Source organism: Nonomuraea sp. CA-218870, assembly GCF_050936535.1.
In the GTDB taxonomy this organism is placed as follows: Bacteria; Actinomycetota; Actinomycetes; order Streptosporangiales; family Streptosporangiaceae; genus Nonomuraea; species Nonomuraea corallina.
In genome coordinates this window covers 207,026-228,800 of sequence record NZ_JBNJMN010000003.1, presented here as the reverse complement: position 1 = coordinate 228,800, position 21,775 = coordinate 207,026, and the positions used below count along the sequence as shown (strand labels likewise).

General features: G+C 72.5%; 13 protein-coding genes. 7 read left to right on the top strand and 6 right to left on the bottom strand.

The annotated features are described in order from the left end of the window. The first annotated feature begins 1,564 nt into the window (after positions 1-1,564). The 3 genes from lexA (at position 1,565) to ACQEUU_RS36020 (ending at position 4,283) form a co-directional block, all read left to right on the top strand. Positions 1,565-2,272, top strand: a complete 708-nt coding sequence (lexA, locus tag ACQEUU_RS36030) for a transcriptional repressor LexA (protein ID WP_270157060.1) — start codon at positions 1,565-1,567, stop codon at positions 2,270-2,272. 432 nt (positions 2,273-2,704) lie between these two features. Further along, positions 2,705-3,112 carry a DoxX family protein gene (locus ACQEUU_RS36025; RefSeq protein ID WP_433074988.1) on the top strand — a complete coding sequence of 136 codons (408 nt, stop codon included), beginning with the start codon at positions 2,705-2,707 and terminating at the stop codon, positions 3,110-3,112. Positions 3,113-3,170: 58 nt separating this feature from the next. Then, positions 3,171-4,283, top strand: a complete 1,113-nt coding sequence (locus tag ACQEUU_RS36020; RefSeq protein WP_433074985.1) for a MalY/PatB family protein — start codon at positions 3,171-3,173, stop codon at positions 4,281-4,283. A gap of 145 nt (positions 4,284-4,428) precedes the next feature. On the opposite strand, the gene ACQEUU_RS36015 is transcribed toward ACQEUU_RS36020, so the two are convergent. Then, entirely contained in the window at positions 4,429-7,578 is a 3,150-nt protein-coding gene (locus ACQEUU_RS36015; RefSeq protein ID WP_433074982.1) for a S41 family peptidase, read from the bottom strand. A gap of 173 nt (positions 7,579-7,751) precedes the next feature. Here ACQEUU_RS36015 and ACQEUU_RS36010 point away from each other — a divergent pair, with 173 nt between their 5' ends. Both ACQEUU_RS36010 and ACQEUU_RS36005 read left to right on the top strand, forming a co-directional pair. Beyond that, positions 7,752-8,195: a hypothetical protein gene (locus ACQEUU_RS36010; protein ID WP_433074979.1), complete on the top strand. Its 444-nt coding sequence runs from the start codon at positions 7,752-7,754 to the stop codon at positions 8,193-8,195. 17 nt (positions 8,196-8,212) lie between these two features. Beyond that, positions 8,213-9,178 carry an LLM class F420-dependent oxidoreductase gene (locus tag ACQEUU_RS36005; RefSeq protein WP_433074976.1) on the top strand — a complete coding sequence of 322 codons (966 nt, stop codon included), beginning with the start codon at positions 8,213-8,215 and terminating at the stop codon, positions 9,176-9,178. Positions 9,179-9,205: 27 nt separating this feature from the next. Here the strand turns inward: ACQEUU_RS36005 and ACQEUU_RS36000 are convergent, their stop codons facing one another. Both ACQEUU_RS36000 and leuS read right to left on the bottom strand, forming a co-directional pair. Continuing rightward, positions 9,206-11,350, bottom strand: a complete 2,145-nt coding sequence (locus ACQEUU_RS36000; protein WP_433074973.1) for a transglycosylase domain-containing protein — start codon at positions 11,348-11,350, stop codon at positions 9,206-9,208. 188 nt (positions 11,351-11,538) lie between these two features. Further along, positions 11,539-13,992: a leucine--tRNA ligase gene (leuS, locus tag ACQEUU_RS35995; protein WP_433074970.1), complete on the bottom strand. Its 2,454-nt coding sequence runs from the start codon at positions 13,990-13,992 to the stop codon at positions 11,539-11,541. 512 nt (positions 13,993-14,504) lie between these two features. On the opposite strand from leuS, the gene ACQEUU_RS35990 reads away from it, so the two are divergent. Then, positions 14,505-16,613 carry a hypothetical protein gene (locus ACQEUU_RS35990; RefSeq protein WP_433074967.1) on the top strand — a complete coding sequence of 703 codons (2,109 nt, stop codon included), beginning with the start codon at positions 14,505-14,507 and terminating at the stop codon, positions 16,611-16,613. A 3-nt stretch (positions 16,614-16,616) separates the two neighbouring features. Here the strand turns inward: ACQEUU_RS35990 and ACQEUU_RS35985 are convergent, their stop codons facing one another. Next, on the bottom strand, positions 16,617-17,858 hold the full coding sequence (locus tag ACQEUU_RS35985) for a cytochrome P450 (protein ID WP_433074964.1): 1,242 nt from the start codon (positions 17,856-17,858) through the stop codon (positions 16,617-16,619). Positions 17,859-18,214: 356 nt separating this feature from the next. Between ACQEUU_RS35985 and ACQEUU_RS35980 the strand changes: the two genes are divergently transcribed. Then, a complete protein-coding gene (locus tag ACQEUU_RS35980) occupies positions 18,215-19,246 on the top strand; it encodes a methyltransferase domain-containing protein (protein ID WP_433074959.1) in 1,032 nt (343 codons plus the stop codon). Here the strand turns inward: ACQEUU_RS35980 and ACQEUU_RS35975 are convergent. Together ACQEUU_RS35975 and ACQEUU_RS35970 are read right to left on the bottom strand one after the other, a co-directional pair. Continuing rightward, positions 19,209-20,045 (bottom strand): alpha/beta fold hydrolase, encoded by an 837-nt coding sequence (locus ACQEUU_RS35975; protein ID WP_433074956.1) that lies wholly within the window; start codon positions 20,043-20,045, stop codon positions 19,209-19,211. The two genes, ACQEUU_RS35980 and ACQEUU_RS35975, sit on opposite strands and share 38 nt — an antisense overlap. Positions 20,046-20,108: 63 nt before the next feature. Further along, positions 20,109-21,650 carry a GMC family oxidoreductase gene (locus tag ACQEUU_RS35970; protein ID WP_433074953.1) on the bottom strand — a complete coding sequence of 514 codons (1,542 nt, stop codon included), beginning with the start codon at positions 21,648-21,650 and terminating at the stop codon, positions 20,109-20,111. Between the last annotated feature and the right edge of the window lie 125 nt (positions 21,651-21,775).

Below are 21,775 nucleotides of genomic sequence, written 5' to 3'. Positions count from 1 at the left end.
CCGCCCCTTCTCCCCGCCCGCCCGAGCCGCACGGCCCGGTCCGTCCTTCTCCGCCCGAACCACCCGGCGGCGCGAGAGGTGGCGGACCCGACGCCGCGGGACGTGCCTGCCGCCCGGGACATGGCAGGGCCGACGCCACGGGACGCGGCAGAGCCGTTGGCGCGGGAGGTGGACGGGCCGGCGCCGCGAGAGGTGGCGGGGCCGGCGGCCGTACGCGCCCGTCGCCCCAGCATCGGCGTCCCGGCGCCGCGACGCCGTCCGCCCTTGCCGGAAGCTCGCCGCGTCGCCTGATCGGTCAACGCCCTGTCATCCTCGCGCGCGCGACCGCTCCCCTTGGGTGCCATCGACGAACCATCACGCCTGAGCCCTCGCGCCCTGCCCGGGGACGACGGCGCACGCCCGTCTCTGAAGGTCCCGGCCGGAATCGCCCCCCGCCTCGCCGCCTCCTCATCCCAGCCACCACCGGACCGGCCGCCGGCACAAGGGTCGGCGTCGGTGCTGGGGGTCACGCTCCGCAGGGGGCCGTCGTCGGTCAGGCGCCTTCCCCGTGCGCCCGGTCCGCGACGCCGTCCGGCCGTCTCGCTGGAATCGGGGCCGCGCCCGTAACCGCCGCCCCTGATGATCTGGCCGACGGCGGGCCGGCCCTCTCCCGTACGGACCGGGCCTCCGTCGCTCCTCCCCCACCTCGCAGGGCCTGAGACCGGCTCGGCGTCGGAGGAAAGGCGGGACGGGGGGACGAGATAGAGGTTCGGGCGCTCACCGGCGGCCGCCCGCCGCGCCCGGGGGCCGCCGGTTTGCTCCCTGCCCGCCCGCGCCCCGGAACCCCGCCCCCTGGATCGGCCCTCACCAGACCCCGGAACACGACCGCCCTCAGCGGAGCGCGGCAGAGATCCCCCCTCGGCAGAGTCCGGAGAGGTCTGACCCTCAGCAGGCCGAGGAACACGGCGATCCCGGACAGAACGCGGAAGGGCAGGCATCTCCACGACCCTTTGGAGATCGCAGCCCTCCGCAGAGCGCGGGTCAGGGCGGCCCTCAGCAGAAAGGGGGAAAGCGCGCTCCCCGGAGGGACCCGAAAGAGCGCCGCTCTCAGCAGGACGCGGGAGGGCGCGGCCTTCGGAGGGGTCCGACGGAGGGCGGGCTTCGGCTGGTTTCGAAAGGGGAGCGTCGCGAAGGGGCGGCGGGAGGGGGCGGTCCTGATCGGACGGGACGGGCGGGCGCGGGTGGTCGTGGCCGGATGTGGACGCGCGGCCAGGCTTCCCTGCGGCGTCGGCGATGGGCGCGAGCCGTCTGTCGTCGCCGGTCAGGCCGGTCATCCTGGTCGTTCGCATGATGGACCTCCCGCCGTCATGGCCCCCGGAAACGGCCTATAAAGATCGGCAAATCGAACACGGTGTCGATCGAACTCCCGTACGATGTTGTACACCACACGGCCGTCAATTTCGAGGAAGACTCGAACAATTGTTTGAAGATGATCTTCAACAGCGATACGGTCGCTGTGTGCGACACCGGGACCACAGACCGGGAGGGGCGCCGTGAGGCGAGCCGCCGGGCGAGGAGGAGAGGCATGAGCGAGCGGGATGACGCCAATGGGGTCAGTGACCTCGCGGTGCGGAGGCGTGACGCGCTGGGGCTGACGCCCCGGCAACGCAAGATCCTCGAGGTGATCCGCGATTCTGTGCAACAGCGCGGCTATCCGCCCTCGATGCGCGAGATCGGCGAGGCCGTCCAGCTGACCAGCACGTCGAGCGTGTCACATCAGTTGACGGCCCTGCAGCGCAAGGGTTATTTGAGGCGCGACCCGCATCGCCCGCGCGCGTTGGAGGTTCGCCTGCCGGGTGAGCCGGTCCTGTGGGTGGATCCCGACGGGAGTGACGAGGAGGCGCCGGTCAACCGGCCCACCGCCGCCTACGTCCCGCTGGTCGGCCGCATCGCCGCCGGTGGCCCGATCCTCGCCGAGGAGAGCGTCGAGGACGTCTTCGCGCTCCCCAAGCAGTTGGTCGGCGAGGGCACGCTCTTCCTCCTGCAGGTCACCGGTGACTCGATGATCGACGCCGCCATCGCCGACGGTGACTGGGTCGTGGTCCGCCAGCAGCCCGTCGCCGAGAGCGGCGACATCGTGGCCGCGATGATCGAGGGCGAGGCGACGGTCAAGACCTTCAAGCGCAAGGACGGCCATGTCTGGCTGGTGCCGCACAACGACAACTACGAGCCCATCCCGGGTGACGAGGCCAGCGTCCTGGGCAAGGTCGTGGCGGTCCTGCGCCGCCTCTGACCCTGCCGCTCCTCCCGGCGGCGCTGACCTCATCGCCTTTCCAGAGGCCCTGGTCGCCGCCTCGCACGGGCGTTCCGGACTCGCCACGTAAGTCGGCTCCGCGCGGTGCGGCCCCTCGCCGCACCGCGCCTCCCGCACCGACCGCCCCTCCCCACCCGCTCGCACCGCCTTCTGGCTCTGGCCGCCCCTCCACACCGTTCCCGGCCATGTCGCCGCTCCTCCTCGCCGGGCGGAGTCTCCGGCTGAAGGTCACCGGACCTCGCCGATGGCCGTCGATCTTCCGATGTGAGCCCTGGGGCCCGGGTTTCTCCGCACCCCACCGGCCACTCTTCGTCTCATACGCCACCGTTCCGGCACAAGTGCACCTAACTCCCCTGTGTCCGGTATCCAGGCGCATGTCGGCGGGCGATCGGAGTCCGTAGCGTCGGCGGCATGGAGATGATCGAGACGAGATCCAGCACCGGGCGGTGGCTGGCCGGGGCCGGGTTGTGGGTGTTGCAGGTGGTCGCGGCCGGATTGTTCCTCATGGCGGCTCTGGGCAAGTTCACCGGGGCCGAGCCGTCGGTGTCGACGTTCGAGGCGATCGGGTGGGGTGAGTGGTTCCGTCACCTGGTCGGGGTGGTGGAGGTGGTCGGGGCGGTGGCGCTGCTGGTGCCCGCGCTGTCCGGGGCGGCGGCGCTGGCGTTCGCGGGGCTGATGGCCGGTGCGACGCTGACCGAGGCGTTCGTGAGCGGCGGGCCGCTGGTGATGCCGCTGGCCCTGCTCGTGATCAGCGGGGTGATCGCGTGGGGGCGGCGTGATCGTACGGTGCGGCTGTGGAGGTCCGTCACCCGTCGCTGAACCGTACGGCGGCCGGGCCCACGGAGATCGACAGAAGGCATTTTCCTAGAATGTCCGGATGAGCGAGACTTTCGTCGGCGAAGCGTTCAAAGCACGTAACGACGGACTCAAGTGGGCCAAGGTCGGCCCCGGCGTCATCCCGGCCTGGGTCGCGGACATGGACCTGCCCACCGCGCCCGCGGTGGTGGAGGCGCTGCGCCGCCGCGTGGAAGGCGATCTCGGCTACCCCGCCTGGCTCGACAGCCCCGCGAGCGGCCCGCTCGCCGAGGCCTTCGCGGAGCGGATGGCCGCCCGCTACGGCTGGGAGCCCGATCCCGGACTGGTCCGATCCTATTCCGACATCAACCAGGCGCTCCAGGTGCTGCTGCACGTGGTGACGGAGCCCGGAGACGGGGTGGCGCTGCACACCCCCGCCTATCACCCGTTCCTCGGCACGCTGGAGACCATGGACCGGCCGCTGGTGCCCCTCCGGCTCGTGCCCGACGGCGACTCGTGGCGCGCCGAGATCCCCGAGCTGTCGGGCTGCAAGGTCCTGCTGCTGGTCAACCCGCAGAACCCGACCGGCCGGGTGTTCAGCCGCGCCGAGCTGGAGGAGCTCGCCGAGCTGGCCGAACGGCACGACCTGCTGGTCATCGCCGACGAGATCCACGCGGATCTCGTGTACGAGCCGAACCGGCACATCCCGTTCGGCACGATCCTGCCCGAGCGGACGGTCACCCTCACCTCGGCCACGAAGGCGTTCAACCTGGGCGGCATCCGCTGCTCGGTGGCCCACATCGGCTCGCCGGAGGTGCGCAAGGCGCTGGACACCCAGCCGCCGTTCCTGTTCGGCTCGGCGAACCTGTTCGGCGTCGAGGCGACGGTCGCCGCCTGGCGGCACGGTGACGCCTGGCTGGCGGACACGGTCGCGCTGCTCGACCGCAACCGGCGCGCCATCGCCGGCCGGCTGCCCGAGGGCGTCACGTACCGCATGCCGCAGGCCACCTACCTGGCGTGGCTCGGATACGGGCGGCCCGGGGTGGCCGAGCGGCTGGAGCGGGAGGCGAAGGTGCTGCTCAGTGACGGCGCGGTGTTCGGGCCCGGCGGCGAGACGTTCGTACGGCTCAACTTCGCCACCACCGAGCCCGTGCTCGCCGAGATCCTGCGGAGGCTCTCCACCGTGACCCGGTGAGCGCCCGGCATCACCGGCCGGGACCGGCACCCTGACGAGCCGGCGCTGAACCCCGGCGGGGGCCGGCTCCATGAAAGGCCAGGCGCGGGAGCCTACGGGCCCCGTCGAGAGCGTCGGGTGCTGTCGGCCGGCCCGGGCGCCGGGCCTACGGGAGGGGCGGGAGGTCGGGCGGGGTGGCGGCCGGGTGCTCGTCCAGGGCGGCGAGCGCCAGCTCCACGGCCTTCTCCAGCTGCGGGTCGCGGCCGGCGACCCGGTCCTGGGGCGTGATGACGACCTCGACGTCCGGGTCGACGCCGTGGTTCTCCACCCCCCAGCCGTGCCCCTCCAGCCAGAACGAGTACCGCGGCTGAGTGACCACGGTGCCGTCGACCAGCGAGTAGCGCGAGTCGATCCCGATCACGCCGCCCCAGGTGCGGACCCCGACAAGCGGGCCGATGCGGCGGTTCTTGATGCCGGCGCTGACGATGTCGCCGTCGGAGCCGGCGTACTCGTCGGTGACGGCGACGACGGGCCCGCGCGGGGAGTCCTCGGGGTAGCGCATCGGCTCGTGGCCGCGCACCCGGATCCAGCCGGTGACCTTGCGCGACAGCTTCTCCAGGATCAGCTCCGACACGTGCCCGCCGCCGTTCTCGCGCACGTCCACGACGAGCCCCTCGCGCGCCATCTCGGTACGCAGGTCGCGGTGGAACTGCGCCCACCCGGACGCCACCATGTCGGGCACGTGCAGGTAGCCGAGCCGGCCGCCGGACGCCTCGCGGACGAAGGCGCGCCGGCCCTCGACCCAGTCGTGGTAGCGCAGCCGGGTCTCGTCGGCGATCGGGGTGACCACGACCTTGCGGGTCTCCCCGCCGGTGGCCGGGCGGACGGTCAGCTGGATCGGCTGGTTGGCGGTGCCCGCCAGGAGCGGGAGCGGCCCGCGCGCGGGGTCGACGGGGGTGCCGTTGACGGCGACGATCGCGTCGCCGGGCCGGACGGCGACGCCGGGCGCGAGCAGCGGCGAGCGGGCGTCGTGGTCGGACGACTCGCCGGGGAGGATGCGGGTGACGCGCCACGTGCCGTCCTCGTCGCGGGACAGGTCGGCGCCGAGCAGGCCCTGGCGGCGGCGCGGGTCGACGGCCCCGCCGCTGCCGATGGCGTAGGCGTGGGAGGTGCCGAGCTCGCCCTGCACCTCCCAGAGGAGGTCGATCAGCTCCGAGTAGGCGCCGATGCGCTCGACGAGCGGCGCGTAGCGGTCGAGGACGCCCTGCCAGTCGACGCCGTTCATGTCGGCGCGCCAGAAGTGGTCGCGCATGAGCCGGCCCGCTTCGCGGTAGCCCTGCCGCCATTCGGCGACCGGGTCGAGCCGGACGGCGACCCGGTCCAGTTCGATGGTGACGACCTCGTCGCCCTCTCCGGCGGAGCGGGTCTGCAGGCCGTTCTTGCCGTTGACGACGAGCCGGGTGCCGTCGCCGCTCACCTCGAAGGCGCGGAACTCCTTGCCCAGCTCGGCCTTGGCGCGCTTCTTCAGGTCGTAGCGCTCCAGCACGACCTCGCCGGTGGACTCGGTGCCGTCGCCGAGCCGGCCGGTGAGCGGGTGCCGCAGCCAGAGCAGCGCGTCCTTGGCCGTGCGCAGGTTGCCGTAGCGGCCGGCGGGCACGGGGACCGGCACCACGCGGGAGGCGAGCCCTTCGGGGTCGACCTCGGTGCGCGGCGGGGCGTCGTCCTTCTTCTTCTCCTCCGCCTGCGGGTGGTCGTCCTCGCCGTTGAAGCCCCGGCCTCGCAGGCTGGGGTCGAACGGGGAGGGGGTGGTGGCGCGCAGCGGCACCAGGTACGGCCGGCAGCCGACGGGGAACGACAGGTCGAACACGTGGGCGTCGTACACCGGGTCGAACGTGCGCACCGACAGGAACGCCAGGTGTTTGCCGTCGCGGGTGAAGACGGGGTCGTGGTCGGAGAAGCGCAGCGGCGTCACCTCGATGGTGGAGGTGCCGTCGACGCGGCCCATCTTGATCTGCGACAGCGGCTCCCGGTGCGGGTGCACCCAGGCCAGCCAGGCGGAGTCGGGGGAGAACGTGAGCCCGCTGATGTCGCCGTGGGTGGTGCGGTCGAGTTCGCGCAGGGCGCCGGTCTCGACGTCGACGACGAGGAGGCGGCCGTCGTGGGTGGCGACCGCGGCGTGCTTGCCGTCGGGCGAGGCGGTCAGGGCGAGCACGCGGCCGAGTTCGCCGGCGGCCAGCGTGCGGATCTCGCCGCCGGGGGTGCCGACCTCCAGGCCGTCCTCGCCGGTGGCGTCGGACACCCAGATGGCTCGGCCGTCGGAGCCGAGCACGCGGGGCAGCCGGACCCGGACGCCGGGTTCGGCGCGGAGCGTGCCGGCGGGGCCGTCGCGGTGGGTGACCCAGTGGGCGGTGCCGCGGATCTCGACGGCGCTGGCGCGCCCGGTCTCGTCGGGCGAGAACCCGCCGGCGCGGGCGGGCGCCGGGCGCCTGGCGCGGGCCGGGCGCGGCCCGCCGAGCCTGATGTCGAGCCGGTACGGTTCCGCGTCGAGGCTCTCCAGCAGCCACAGGTCGCCGGCGTGGCTGTAGACGATCCGCTCGCCGTCGGTGGCGGCGTGACGGGCGTAGAACTCCTCGTGGGCGGTGTGCTTGCGCAGGTCGGAGCCGTCGGGCAGGGCGGAGTAGAGGTTCCCGGTGCCGTCGGTGTCGGAGAGGAAGGCGATCCGGTCGCCGGCCCACATGGCGGCCCAGTGCTGGGCGGGGTCGTCGGCGAACAGCCGGGTGAACTCCCCGGAGCCGTCGGCGTCGACCCAGATCTTGGCCGCGGTGCCGCCGCGGTAGCGCTTCCACTGGGACGGCTCGCGCCAGATGGGGGACACCGTCACCACCCGGGCGCCGCTGACGGCGACGTCACTCACCCAGCCGTAGGGCAGGCGGGTGGCCGGCCCGCCGTCGAGCGGGACGGCGTGGGCCCACATCCTGGTGCGGGCGGCCTGCCCCGCGGCGCTGACGACGTGCACCTGTCCCTCGGCGCTCCATCCGCGCACCTGGGTCGACGCGCTCCCCCAGTGGGTGAGCCGCTCGCCCTCCGGCCCGTCGACCTCGGCGGCGAACGCTTCAGGGGCGCCCTCGCGGGTGCTGGTCCAGGCGATGCGGGAGCCGTCGGGCGAGAGGCGGGGGTTCGACACGGGGGTCCGGTCGGCGGTGAACCGCCACGCCCGCCCACCGGTGATCGGGGCGAGCCAGACGTCGTCGTCGGCGACGAAGGTGACGAGGTCACCGGACAGATGGGGGTATCTCAGGTATGCGCCAGTTGTCACAGCTAGACATTAGTGCGCGTCCCGGCGAGGGGCAGCCGCGATTTCGGCCGCGAGCGCCCGGCCCCGGTTTCGACCGGGACCGCTGATGACCCGGTCAAATCCGGACATAGTCATGGATGTCTGGAAAAGGTGAGGGAAGAGGGTCTGGCGGAACGCATCTCCGGGAGGCACTCATGCGCGTCTTCGCCCGTCCCCACCAGCTGCCTTCACGGGTGGCGGCCGGGGTCTTCATCCTGAACTCCGGCCTCGGCAAGGCCCGCGCCGACGAGCAGACCGCGGCGGGCACGCATCAGATGGCCGCGGGCGTCTACCCCTTCCTCCGCGACCTGGACCCGCGGACGTTCACCGCTCTGCTGTCCAAGTCCGAGATCGCGCTCGGCGCCGCGCTGCTCGCGCCGATGGTGCCGTCGCTGGCGGCCGGGGCCGCGCTCACCGTCTTCGCCGGCGGGCTCATCGGGCTCTACCTCAAGACCCCGGGCCTGCGTCAGGAAGGCAGCGTCAAGCCCACGCCCGCGGGCCTCGGCCTGGCCAAGGACGTCTGGCTCCTCGGCATCGGCCTCGGCCTCGTGCTGGAGGAACTGGGCGACCGGATCGCGTCCCCGTACCCCGTCAAGTAGAAGGGCGACCCCGCACCATGGCGGAATTCGGCTACACCCTCATGTGCGAGCAGACGCCCGCCCCGCAACTGGTGGAGTTCGCCGCCAGGGCCGAGCGGGCGGGTTTCGACTACGCGGTCATCTCCGACCACTACTTCCCGTGGCTGGAGGAGATGGGCCACTCGCCGTACGCCTGGTCGGTGCTCGGCGCGGTGGCGCAGGCCACCGAACGGCTGCCCCTGATGACGTACGTGACCTGCCCGATCATGCGCTACCACCCGGCGGTGGTGGCGCAGAAGGCCGCCACGATGGGAGTGCTCAGCGGAGGCCGCTTCACGCTCGGGCTCGGCGCGGGCGAGAACCTGAACGAGCACGTCATCGGCGCGGGCTGGCCGTCGGCCGACACCCGCCACCGCATGTTCCGCGAGGCGCTGCAGATCATCAGGGAGCTGTTCGGCGGCGGCTACGTCACCTTCCAGGGCGAGTTCTACGACGTGGACTCGGCCAAGCTCTACGACCTGCCGGACGAGCCCGTCCCCATCGCCGTCGCGGCCTCCGGCCCCTCCTCGGCGCGGCTCGCGGCCGAGTTCGGGGACATCCTCGTCATCAACGAGCCGATGCCGGACGTGGTGCGCCGGTTCCACGACGGCGGCGGCGCCGGCAAGCCCGTGTACGGTCAGCTCGCGATCTCGTACGACACCGACGCCGAGGCGGCCGTGGAGCGGGCGCACCGGCTGTGGCGGTGGTCGGTCGGCGGCTGGAAGGTGATGGCCGAGCTGCCCGGCCCGGTGAACTTCGAGGCCGCGTCCGAAACGGTCAGGCCCGAGGACGTGGCGGAGAACGTCCCGTGCGGGTCCGACGTGGACGCGGTGGTCGAGGCGGCCCGCGCCTACGTGGAGGCCGGCTACACGCACGTCGCCCTCGTCCAGATCGGCGCCGACCAGCAGGAGCCGTTCTTCACCTGGGCGGAGAAGGAGCTCCTGCCGGCCCTGCGCCGCCTCTGACCTCGGTCCGGGGGCGGCGGGGGCACCTCAGTCCAGGTCGGCGGGGTCCGCGAAGACGTCCTGCCCGGCGTCGTCGCCCTGATCCTCGCGGGGCTCCGGCTCGGTTCGGCAGTCCCGGGAGCACCCGGCGAACCGGTCCCTGTCGATGGGGGTGAACCGGGTCGGCGGCACGCCCTTCAGCGCGCCGATCATCGTGTCCTTCCAGATCGGGCCGGGCAGCGCGGCCCCGTCGACCGCGCCGTAGTAGCGTCCGCCGATCGTCACCCCGGTCAGCTTGTGCCCCTGGGAGCCGCGCGGGTCCCCGATGCTCACCGCCGCCGCCAGGTCCGGGGTGAAGCCGGCGAACCAGGCGGCGGCGTAGCCGTCCGTGGTGCCGGTCTTGCCCGCCGCGTCGCGGCCGATGCCGCCGACGCCGCGCATCGTGCCCTTGGTGAACACGCCGGACAGCACGTCGGCGGTCGCGTCCGCGATGGCGGGCTCCAGCGCCTTACGGCAGTCCGGCCGATAGGCGGTGGCCTCGCCGTCACGGCCGGTGATCCTGGTGATCGCCATCGGCGCGCAGTAACGGCCGCGCGCCGCGATCGCCGCGTACGCGGCGGCCACCGTCACCGGGTCCATCTCGTTGATGCCGAGCGTGAACGTCTCGTACTCCCGCAGCGCGCGGCCGTCGGCGCGGCGGATGCCCAGCGACGTGGCCGTTTCGACCGTCTCGCACAGCCCGACCCGCTGCTCCAGCTCCATGAAGAAGGTGTTCACCGAGCCCCAGGTGCCGGTGCGCAGCGTCTTCCACCCCGGCGAGCCCTCGTCGTTGGTGACCGTGTGCCGCGGGTCGCCGACGCTCTCCCCCGCGCAGTTCTTGAACGCCGCGTAGCCGGGCGCCCGGTAGCCCGCGCCCGCGGTCAGCCCGTCGTCGGTCTTCATGCCCTGCTTCAGTGCGGTGATCAGGGTGAAGGTCTTGAACGTGGAGCCCGCCTGGAAGCCGGTGCCGCCGCCGTGCCGGGCGTCCGCGACGACGTTGTACGAGATCTCGTGCCTGGCCTTGCTCCGCCCGTACGGCCTGCTCGCCGCCATGGCCCTGATCGCTCCGGTGCCGGGTTCGACGAGGGCCTCGGCGGCGACGGGTGCGTCCGAGGCGCGTACGTGCTTCTTGACGGCCCGGTCGGCCGCGGCCTGCATGGTGGGGTCGAGGGTGGTTTTGATCGTGAGTCCGCCGCCGTTGAGCGCGCGCAGGCGCGCGTCGGCGGTCTTGCCGAAGGCGGGGTCGTTCGCGATCTCCTGGCGGACATAGATACAGAAGTACGGATATTTGCTGACTTCGCAGCCGCCCGGAAGCTTCGTGCCTTTGTATCCCAGCTTGGTGGCCTTCGCCGCGGCCGCCTGCGCCTCGGTGATCACTCCCAGTTCGGCCATCCGGTTCAGCACGACGTCACGGCGCTTCAGCAGCCGGGCGCGGTGCTCGCGGCCGCGGTTCGGGTCCGTGGCGTTCGGGTCCTGCACGGCGCCGGCCAGGGTGGCGGCCTGCGGCAGCGTGAGCCGGCTCGCCCGGACGCCGAAGAACCGCTTGGCCGCCGCCTCCACCCCGTAGACGCTCGCGCCGAAGTACGCGATGTTGAGGTACTTCTCCAGGATCTGGTCCTTGGTGTACTTCTCCTCGACGCCCAGGGCGTACCGGAGCTCGCGCAGCTTGCGCGCGTAGCTGGGCTCCAGGGCGGCCTCCAGCTCCGCCTCGGTGTCGGCGGAGTTGACCAGCACCTGCTTGACGTACTGCTGGGTGATGCTCGATCCGCCCTGGCTGACCTCGCCGCTCTGCAGGTTCTTGGCCAGCGCCCGGGCCGTGCCTTCGAGGTCTATCCCGCCGTGCTGGTAGAAGCGGAAGTCCTCGATCGCGATGATCGCCTTCTTCATGACGTCGGAGACCTTGTCGAGGCCGACGACCTCCCGGTACTCGTCGTAGAAGCGCGCGATCTCCTTGCCCCGCGCGTCCAGCATCACCGAGACCTCGGGCAGCGGCGGTTCGGGCAGCTCGATCGGCCGCAGGTCGGCCATCGCCGCCGCCGACTTGAACCCCAGACCCGCGCCGCCCACGGCCGGCACCGTGATCCCGGCCACCAGCACGCCCGCCGCCGCCCCCGCGGCCGCGAGCCGTACGATCAACGTCCCCCGACGTGTCATCAGAGCCGTTCGCCCTTCTTCGTCACCCGACAGTGGGCAGGAGCCAAACAGATCCGATCCGGCGGTGTCCAATAGCGATATCAGGAAGCGATCGATATCGGTCTACGTATCATCCCTGGTCGAAGGCGGTACGACGAAGGCCGCCGTCCCCGTACGGCTTACGGGGGACGGCGGCCTTCGCGGAGGCGTCAGGGAACGATGTTGACCAGCTTCGGCGCGCGCACGATCACCCGCCGGGGCTCGCCCGGCAGATGGGCGCGGACCTTCTCCGAGGCCAGCGCCAGGGCCCGGAGCTCGTCCTCGCCGATCTCCGGCGAGACCTCCAGCCGGTCGCGCACCTTGCCCGCCACCTGGACCACGCAGGTCACCTGGTCGCGCACGAGCAGCGCCGGGTCGGCGGTGGGCCAGCCGGCCTTGGCGACGGTGCCGCCCACGTGGCCGAGCCGCTCCCAGCCTTCCTCGGCGGTGTAGGGGGCCACGAGCGACAGCATGACGGCCAGCGCCTCGGCCGCCTCGCGGACCGCCGGGTCGGCCGCGCCGGGCCCGGAGTCGATCGCCCGCCGGGCGGCGCTGGTCAGCTCCATCAGGCGGGCCACCGCCACGTTGAACCGCTGCGACTCGATCAGCTTGGTGACCTCGTCGATGGTGTGGTGGGTGACCTTGCGCAGCTCGACGTCGCCGCCGTCGAAGGAGACGCCCGGCTCGCTGACCACTTCGCTCATCACGCGCAGCGCGCGGGCCAGGAACTTCTGTGACGCCGCGGGCGAGACGTCGGCCCAGTCGATGTCGTCCTCGGGCGGGCCGGCGAAGACCATGGTCAGGCGCACCGCGTCGACGCCGAAGTCGTCGATCTGCTTGCCGAGGTCGACGCCGTTCCCCAGCGACTTGGACATCGCCTTGCCGCCGTTGATGACCTGGCCCTGGTTGAGCAGGCGCAGGAACGGCTCGGTGAAGCCGACCATGCCCATGTCGTACAGGACCTTGGTGAAGAACCGCGAGTAGAGCAGGTGGAGCACGGCGTGCTCGACCCCGCCGACGTACTGGTCGATCGGCCCCCACTTGCGCACCTGCTCGACGTCGAACGGGCCGTCGGTGTAGCCGGGCGAGCAGTAACGCAGGAAGTACCACGACGAGTCGACGAAGGTGTCCATCGTGTCGGTGTCGCGGCGGGCCGGGCCGGCGCACTTGGGGCACTCGACGTTCACCCAGTCGGTGGCGCTGGCCAGCGGGCTGACGCCCTTGGGCGCCAGCGCCTCGCCGCGCAGGTCGGGCAGGGTGACCGGGAGCTGGTCGTCGGGGACGGGCACCTCGCCGCAGTCGGGGCAGTGGATGATCGGGATCGGCGTGCCCCAGTAGCGCTGGCGCGACAGCAGCCAGTCGCGCAGCCGGAAGTTGACCGCGCCGCGGCCCTTCCGCTCGACCTCCAGGATTTCGATGATCTTGGCGATGGCCTCGGCCTTGCCCAGCCCGTCGAGCGGGCCGGAGTTGACCATCTCGCCGTCGCCGGAGGTGGCGGCGCCGGTCTCGCCGGGGTCGGCCATCCCGGTGTGGACCACCACCCGCACCGGCAGGCCGAACTTCCGCGCGAAGTCGAGGTCGCGCTGGTCGTGGGCCGGCACCGCCATGATGGCGCCGTGGCCGTAGTCGGACAGCACGTAGTCGGCGGCCCAGACGGGGATGCGCTCGCCGTTGACCGGGTTGACCGCGTAGCGGCCCAGGAAGACGCCGGTCTTCTCCTTCTCGGTGGACAGCCGCTCGATGTCGCTCAGCTTGGCGACCTCGGCGCGGTAGGCCTCGAAGGCGGGGCGGTGCTCGTCGGTGACGATCTCGTCGGCCAGCGCCGCGTCGACGGCGACCACGAAGAACGTGGCGCCGAACAGAGTGTCGGGGCGGGTGGTGAAGACGTGCACCGGCTCGTCGCGGCCTTCGATCTCGAAGAGCACGTCGGCGCCCTCGGACCGGCCGATCCAGTTGCGCTGCATGGTCATCACGCGCTCGGGCCAGCCGCCCTCCAGCTCGTCCATGTCGTCCAGCAGCCGCTGCGCGTAGTCAGTGATCTTGAAGTACCACTGCGTCAGCTCGCGCCTGATGACGTCGGCGCCGCACCGCTCGCACTTGCCGGCCACGACCTGCTCGTTGGCCAGCACGGTCTGGTCCTTGGGGCACCAGTTGACCAGGCCGCCCTTGCGGTAGGCCAGGCCACGCTCGAAGAAGCGGTTGAACAGCCACTGGTTCCAGTGGAAGTAGTCAGGGTCGCTCGTGTGGAGGCGGCGCGACCAGTCGAAGGAGATGCCGTAACGCCGGAACGAGGTGGCCTGCGTCTCGATGTTGCGGTAGGTCCACTCGGCGGGGTGGGCGTCGTGCTTGATCGCGGCGTTCTCCGCGGGCAGGCCGAAGGAGTCCCAGCCGATGGGGTGGAGGACGTTGTAGCCGCGCTGGAACCAGTAGCGCGCGATGACGTCCGCGAGAGCGAAGACCTCGCCGTGACCCATGTGGAGGTCGCCCGAAGGGTACGGGAACATGTCGAGGAGGTAGCGCCGCTCGCGGGGGTCGGCGGCGTCCTCGCTCGCCCGGAAGGGATCCATCTCCTCCCAGCGCGGCTGCCACTTGGCCTGCAGCGCCTGCGGATCGTACTCACTCACGGCGGTCGTCCTTCTGATTGACTCGGACCCATAAGAAAACCCCCCGTGACCATGACGAGGGGCAGCCGCGACGGCGAGCTCTCAGAACCGTCGCGGCCCACTAAGAAGCAGGGTCGCCGAACGCATAGGTCAAGCCTAGCGTACGTCTTGGGCTGAATGCGGGCGGTCGATCGAGGTTGACGGGCACAATGGACCCTTCAGGCTCGCGAGACCTGATGGTGATCTATCCGTTGTGACCTCATATGTCCCATTAGAATAGCCTCGTCACCGTGGTGCACTCAGCTGGACCGGAACGCTCGGAGGCCGACCTGCCGATGCAGGATCCGCCGACCGATCCGCACGGCTTCGCCCGTTTCGCTGCGGAGCCGGCTGGGTCTCTTGGAAAATCCCATGAGATCATGCACGGTACGTCGAATCCGGACACGCACTCGGGAGGGCCGGAACTCATGGCAACGGAGCATTCCGGAGCGTCCCACCGGCCACCCTCCTGGCCCGAGGTGCCACGGGAGGACGTGCCCACCTCCTGGCCCGAGGCGCCCAGGCCCTCATGGCAGGAGCCGCCCCGCGACGGGGCGGCCGCCGCATGGCCCGAGCAGCCGCCGGCCGTCCCCACCGCGTGGCCAGAAGCGCCTCGGCCCGCCCCTTCGTGGCCCGAGGCCCAGCCCGCCTCCTGGCCCGACGCCCGGCAGGGACAGGCCCCCTCGTGGCCCGAACCCTCCCCCGCCGCGTGGCCCGAGGCATCCCGGCAGGGAGGCGACGCCGGCCCGCAGCCGTCATGGCCCGAGCCTCCCGTCAAGGACCCTCTGCCCGCCTGGTCGGAGGCGCCGGTCAAGGACCCCGTGCCGGCCTGGTCGGAGCCGCCGGCCTCGTCCTCCGGCGCCTGGTCCAACCTCAACTCCCCCGCCCCCTGGCCGCTGCCGGCTGACCCCGCCCGCTCCGGCGACCCGCTGGAGGGCACGATGACCATGAACCGGGTGCCCGACCTGCAGCCCGCCCCGGTGGCCGCCGACGCGGACGCCGCCGTCCTCGGCACGTACGGGCCGGGCGGTCTCGACGACCACACAGGCCGCGCGCGCAGCTCGTCGGCCGCGGCCGACGAGCACACGATGATGTACGGACGGGCGAACCTGACAGGCGCGGCCGGCCCTGACGGCCACGGCGGCCACGGCGGGCGCGGCGGCGCGGACGGTCGCGGCGACGGACACGGGTACGGCGGCTCAGACGGATCCGGCGGATCTGGCGGGTACGGCGGCTCGGGCGGATCCGGTGGGTACGGCGGCTCGGGCGGATACGGCGAGACCGGCGGGTACGGCGGCTCAGACGGATACAGCGGCTCCGGCGGATACAGCGGTTCCGGCGGATACGGCGGCCAGGGAGGTTCCGGCGGTTACGGTGACCCCGGGATGGGCGCGCAGGCGGCGCACGCCGGCGCGGGCGTGAACGCGCCGGTCAACCCCGGCGGACCGGGCGGACCGGGAGCCGGCGGACCGTACGGACCGGGAGCCGGCGGACCGGGCGGACCGGGAGCCGGCGGACCGGGCGGACCGGGAGCCGGCGGACCGGGCGGACCGGGGGCCGGCGGGCCGTACGGATCCGGCGGGCCGGGCGGCGTGAGCGGTCCCGGCAGGCCGGGGGGACCTGGCGGGCCGGGTGGTCCCGGGGGGCACGGAGCCGGAGGGCCCGGGGATCCCGGAGGTCACGGCGGTCGTGGCGGGCCCGGGGGCGAGCAGGGGAGGCCCGGCTCGAACCTCAGCCGCGACCCATCAGACCCCGACCGCCCGTTCGTGACGGCCGGCCAGATCAGCGGCTCGCGCACCCCTCCCCCGGAGCGTCAGCAGGAGCTGTGGAACACCGTCTTCGGCGACAACTACCAGGCGATGGGCGAGCCGGAGTCGCTCGACGAGCCCGGCAAGCCGCTGTGGATCTACGCGCTGGCCAGTTCGGCGGCCGTCGCGCTGGTGATCGCGCTGCTGTGGGCGTTCATCGCGGGCCCGCTGGCCGGCGCGAAGGAGGGCGGGGCCGAGGCGCAGGCCGCCCCGTCCCAGTCGGCGCCCGCCACGCCGCGCAAGACGTCCAACGCGATCGGCAGGCTGCCCGCGTACAAGGGCGACGCCTCCCCGGTGGTCGGCACGCTCCAGGATGCGCGGGCGGGCATCTCGGTGCCGCGGCTGGGCGGCACCTGGCGGCTGGACGAGCGGCCCACGGTCAAGGGGACGTACGGCTACGAGACGCGCCAGTACGCCATGGTCGGCGACGACGTGGCGGCGCAGGTGCTCACCGGCCCGCTGCCCGCGAAGCTCGCGGGCAGGTACAGCTCGCCGGACGACCTGGAGCCGGTGATCAAGGCGGTCGTGGTGGACGCGCGCAAGCGCCTCTACCAGGACGGCAACAAGGTACGCAAGATCGCCCAGCAGCCGCTCAAGGTGGGCGGGAGCACGGGCAGCCTGATCGCCTACTCGCTCACCTCGCCCACCGAGAAGGTCACGATCGTCGCCGCGGCACTCAACACCGGCGGCGAGGTGCCGGCGGTCGTCTTCATCTCGGTGCCGGCCGAGGGCAGGGCGCTGCTGCCCGACGTCAACACGGTCGTCAAGCGGCTGCGCCCGATCACCCAGGGCTGAGCGTCAGAACGTGCACTCCAGGTGCTTGGTCCCGTTGATGAAGCTGGAGTAGAGCCGGTCCGGCCGGTGACCCTCGATGCCGGGGACGCGCCGCAGCAGTTCGCGGAACATCACCGTGATCTCGCGGCGCGCCAGGTGGGCGCCGAGGCAGAAGTGCGGCCCCGGCCCGCCGAAGCCGACGTGCGGGTTGGGGTGGCGGGTGATGTCGAACCGCTCGGGGTCGTCGAACACCTCGGGGTCGCGGTTGGCGGCCCAGTAGTAGAGCACGACCTTCTCGCCCGCGCGGTACTGGTTGCCGTTCATGACGTGGTCGCGGGTGACCTTGCGGCGCATGAAGTTGACCGGTGAGGCGAGGCGGACGATCTCCTCGACGGCGGTGGGGGCGTACCTGTCGAAGTCCTGGAGCCAGAGGGCGCGCTGGTCGGGGTTCTTGGTGAGCAGGCGCAGACCGTACGAGATGGCGTTGCGGGTGGTCTCGTTGCCGGCCACGACGAGCAGGATGAAGAACGACCCGAGCTCCTGCATGGTCAGCCGCTCGCCGTCGATGTTGGCGTTGACCAGCGAGGAGGTGAGGTCGCCCGTGGGGTTGCCGGTGCGGTGGGCGGCGAGGTCCTGGACGAGTTGCTGGAGCTCCATGCCGGCGGTGAGCAGGCGTCCGGCGATGCCTTCGACGTCGGTGCCGACGTACTCGGGGTCGAAGCCGCCGAGGATCATGTTGGAGCGCTCGAAGACGAACTGGTAGTCGCGCTCCGGGATGCCCATCATGTCGCAGATGATCTTCAGTGGCAGCCGGGCGGCCACCTCGGTGACGAAGTCACAGCCGGGGCCGGTCACCAGGAGGTCGTCCACGATCTTCTCGGCGGCGCGGTCGACGTCCGCCTCGAACTGCTTGATCATCTTGGGCGTGAAGGCCCGGGAGACGATGCGGCGCAGGCGGGCGTGGCGCGGGTCGTCCATATTGATCATGGAGCCGAAGTACTCGGTGAACTCCGCGGGCATGTCCGGGATGTTCGTCGCCCCGCCGTCGCCGGAGCAGAAGACCTCCGGGGTGCGGCTCGCTTCGACAATGTCGGCGTGCCGCACCAGGGCGTGGTAGCCGGGGCCCCTCGGGGCGAAGGAGATCTCCGGCTCCGCGAAGAAGGCCGGCGTCTCACGCCGGCGCAGCAGGTCGAAGGCCTGCTGGCGCTCGGCCATGGGCTTGGCCCAGAAGCGGATGTCCGACAGGTCGAAGTCCAGGACGCTCATGGTGCCATCATTCGAGCCCGGACAGTCCCACGTCAATGGGTGCGACGTACACCGTACGTACCTTTCGCCGGAAAATCCGTCGCGACCGCGCTCGATGATCGCTAAAGTGCCCGCGTGAACTTCTTCTACCTGCGCTAGCGACCCGCCGGCGGGTCGCGGACGACCCCACCGCCGGTGATGCGGGACGGCAGACCGCCGCCCCGGGTCGCGACGTGGGAGAAGAGCGGGTGCGAGGTTCGCCACCCGCGGAGGGCCGCTGGGCGCGCCCCTCCGCGCACACTCTCGCCGTGGCCAGGTCGGTTCGTGGCATCGAGCCCCTGGTCGCCGCCGAGATTCGGAATTCACGACAGGGTCGCGTGCGCGCGCTGCGCCATCGCGAGGTGTGGTTCGAGCCCGCCGGTTCCCCGGCCGGGCTGACGGGACTGCGGACGGCCGACGACGTGCTGCTGGTGGCGGCCGTCGTGGACGGCGTCGGGCCCGCCCGCGCGGCGCTGCGCCGCCTGGCCGCCGCCGCCCGCGCGATCACCTGCCCGGAGGCGGCCGGGCCGCCGGGGGCCGCGGGGATCGAGGTGTCGGCGTCGTTCGTGGGGCGGCGCGCCTACACCCGGTTCGAGATCGAGGACGCCGTCGGGACGGAGCTGGCGCGGCGGCTGCGGACGCCGTACCACTCCCGGGCCGGCGGCGCGGTCCCGCCCGGCGGGTGCGCCGCGTGGCGGGTCACGATCGAGGGCGAGCGGGCGGTGATCGCGGTACGGATCGCCGACCGGCCCCTGCACCGCAGGGCGTACAAGACGGCCTCGATCCCGGGCACTCTGCATCCTCCGCTGGCCGCCGCCATGGCGGGGCTGGCCCGGCTCGGCGGGGCGGGCACGGTGCTGGACCCGTGCTGCGGCGCGGGCACGACGCTCATCGAGGCCGCCGCGGCGGCGCCGGGGGCCCGCCTGCTGGGCCTGGACCGCGACCCGGCCGCCGTCGCCGCCGCCCGCGCCAACGCCGGCCGCGCGGAGCAGGCGGCTCCCGTCCTGACCGGAACCCCCCTGTTGGGCGACGCCGGGTGGACCGCGCGCGGCACGCGGTTCCGGTGGGGGATCTCCGACGCCGGGCGGCTGCCGGTGGCCGGGAGCGTCGTCGACCGCGTGCTGGTGAACCCGCCGTGGGGGCGTCAGGTGCCGCCCGCCGGCCTGCTCGCCGGGGAGCCGGACCGGCTCTGGCGGGAGATCCGCCGGGTGCTGGCCCCCGGCGGGCTGGTCGTCGCGCTGTCGTACGACGGCGACCCGCCGGGGTTCGAGACCGTGGAGCGGATGGAGGTCAGCCTGTCGGGGCGGCACCCCGTCCTGGCCGTGCTGCGGCTCAGGGAGCGGCGAGCCAGTCGAGGACGAGCCGGTTGACCACGTCCGGCCGCTCCAGATGGAGGAAGTGGCCCGCGCCGGGCACCAGCTCGGCGCGGGACCCGGCGGGCAGATGAGGCAGGGCGTCCTTGGTCATCTCGGGCGCCAGGCAGCCGTCCCGCTCCCCGTGCAGGTAGAGGATCGGCGTCGACGCCGCCGTGCCGGGGTCGGGGTAGCGGCCCGAGGGCGGGGTCGTGCCCATCATGGCCCGGTAGTAGCCGACGGCCGCCGCCAGGTTGGCCGGCTCGCCGATGCTCCGGCGCACGAAGGCGAGGTCGTCGGCCGCGTCGTAGCCGGGCGACCAGTCGCTCCAGAGCCGGTCGAGGAACCCGGGGGTCGCCGCGGCGGCCTCGGCCAGCGGCGTCTGGAAGAGGAACACGTAGAACGACCGTTTGAGCTGGTCGTACTCCATCAGCCCGGTGAACAGCGCGGCGGGCGGCGGGACCGCCATGGTCACGGCCGAGCGGAACCGGTCGGCGACCGCGTACACGGGGAACGCCCCCCAGTCGTGCCCGATCAGCACCGCGCGCTCGTCCCCGCCGAGCTCCTCGTGCAGGGCGAGCGCGTCGGCGGCGAGCGCGGCGCCCTCGTAGGCGGCGTCGGCGGGGATCTCCGTCGGCGCGTAGCCGCGCGTGAACGGCGCGACGGCCCGGTACCCGCGCTCGGCGAGCGCGGGCAGCAGGTGCCGCCAGGTGTGCGCCGTGTCGGGGAAGCCGTGCAGGCACAGTGCCAGCGGCCCGTCCCCTACGGTCAGGTACGAGAACTCCACCCCGTTGGCGTGGACGGTCCTGATCTCCATAGCTGGGCAACCTACACCCCGGGCCGCGCCCGGGGTGGTCCGTCGCTTATCGGCTTTTCGCGATCAGCCTTCGGCGATCAGGTCGGCGGCCTTCTCACCGATCATCACCGCGGGGGCGTGGGTGTGGCCGCGGTTGAGCGTCGGCATGACGGACACGTCCGCCACCCGGAGCCCCGCCACGCCGCGCACCCGCAGCGAGGGGTCCACGACCGACGCCTCGTCCACGCCCATCCGGCAGGTGCCGACGGGATGGTAGAGGGTCTCGCCGCGGTCGCGGATCCACTGGGCGATCTCCTCGTCGCTCTCCGGCGTGGTGTACGGGGGCATCGGCCCGCCCGCGTACGGCTTCATCGCGTTGGTGGCGAACACCTGCTTGGCCGTCTTGAGCCCGGCCGTCAGCCGCTGGACGTCGACGCCGGCGCTCAGGTAGGCGGGGTCGATGACCACGTCGCGGCCGTTCAGCCCGATCCTGCCGCGGCTCTCGGGCTGCAGCAGCACGACGCCGACGGTCATCCCGTGGCCGGTGGGCGGGGTGAGGCCGTGGTCCTTGAACGGCACCGGGGCGAAGACCAGCTCGATGTCGGGGGCGGGCTCCTCCGGAGTGGTCCTGATGAAGGCGACCGCCTCGCCCACGTTCGAGGTGAGCATGCCGGAGCGGAACACCAGGTAGCGCAGCAGGTTGACCGGAGATTCGGCCCGGGTGAGCGTGACGGGCCTGGTGCAGGCGACGAAGGCACCGGTGGACAGGTGGTCCTGGAGGTTCTTGCCGACCTCCGGGAGGTCGCGCACGACCGGGACGCCCGCCTCGCGCAGTTCGTCGCCGGCGCCGACGCCGGAGCGCATGAGCAGGTGCGGTGAGCCGACGGCGCCCGCCGACAGGATGACCTCGCGCCTGGCCCTGACCTGGGCGCCGCCGCTGTGCTCGATGCCGACGGCCCGGCCGTCCTCGATCAGGATCCGGTCCACCGGGGCCTCGGTGATCACGGTGAGGTTGGGCCGCTTCATCGCGGGGCGCAGGTAGGCGTCGGCCGCGCTCCAGCGACGGCCCCGGTCCTGGGTGACGGGGGTGGGGCTGTAGCCCTCGTTGGAGGGGCCGTTGAGCTCGTCCAGCCGCTGTAACCCCAGCTCCTCGCAGGCCTTGAGGAACGCGGCCGTGGTGACGTTGGGGCTGCGCAGCTCGGAGATGAACAGCGGGCCGGAGGACCCGTAGACGTCGCCGTGGTTGCTGCCGACGCGGCGCTCGGCCCGGCGGAAGTACGGCAGCACGTCCTCGTACGTCCACCCGGGGATCTTCCACTGGTCGTAGTCGAGTGCGCAGCCGCGCACCCACATCTGGGCGTTGAGCGAGGATGACCCGCCGATGACCCGCCCGCGCGGCCAGTAGAGCTCGCGGCCGGCCATCTCGCCCTGTTTGGCGGTGGTGTAGTCCCAGTCGTACGGGGTCTTGAAGAGCTTGGCGAACCCGAGGGGCATGCGGATCTCAAGTTTGTCGTCCCGGCCTCCGGCCTCCAGCAGTGCCACGGACACCCCGGGATCGGCCGAGAGCCTTCCCGCGAGCACGCATCCGGCCGAGCCGGCTCCGACGATCACGTAGTCGTACTCCATGACCACTCCCAGGGGCAAGTAACTTGGTACTTGCTTACTCCAGGAGTCGCAGCGCGTCCATACGCATCCGTGACCTCAGTTACCTATTGTGAGCCGCGGCCAGTGGATCACGGTAGGAAACAGGC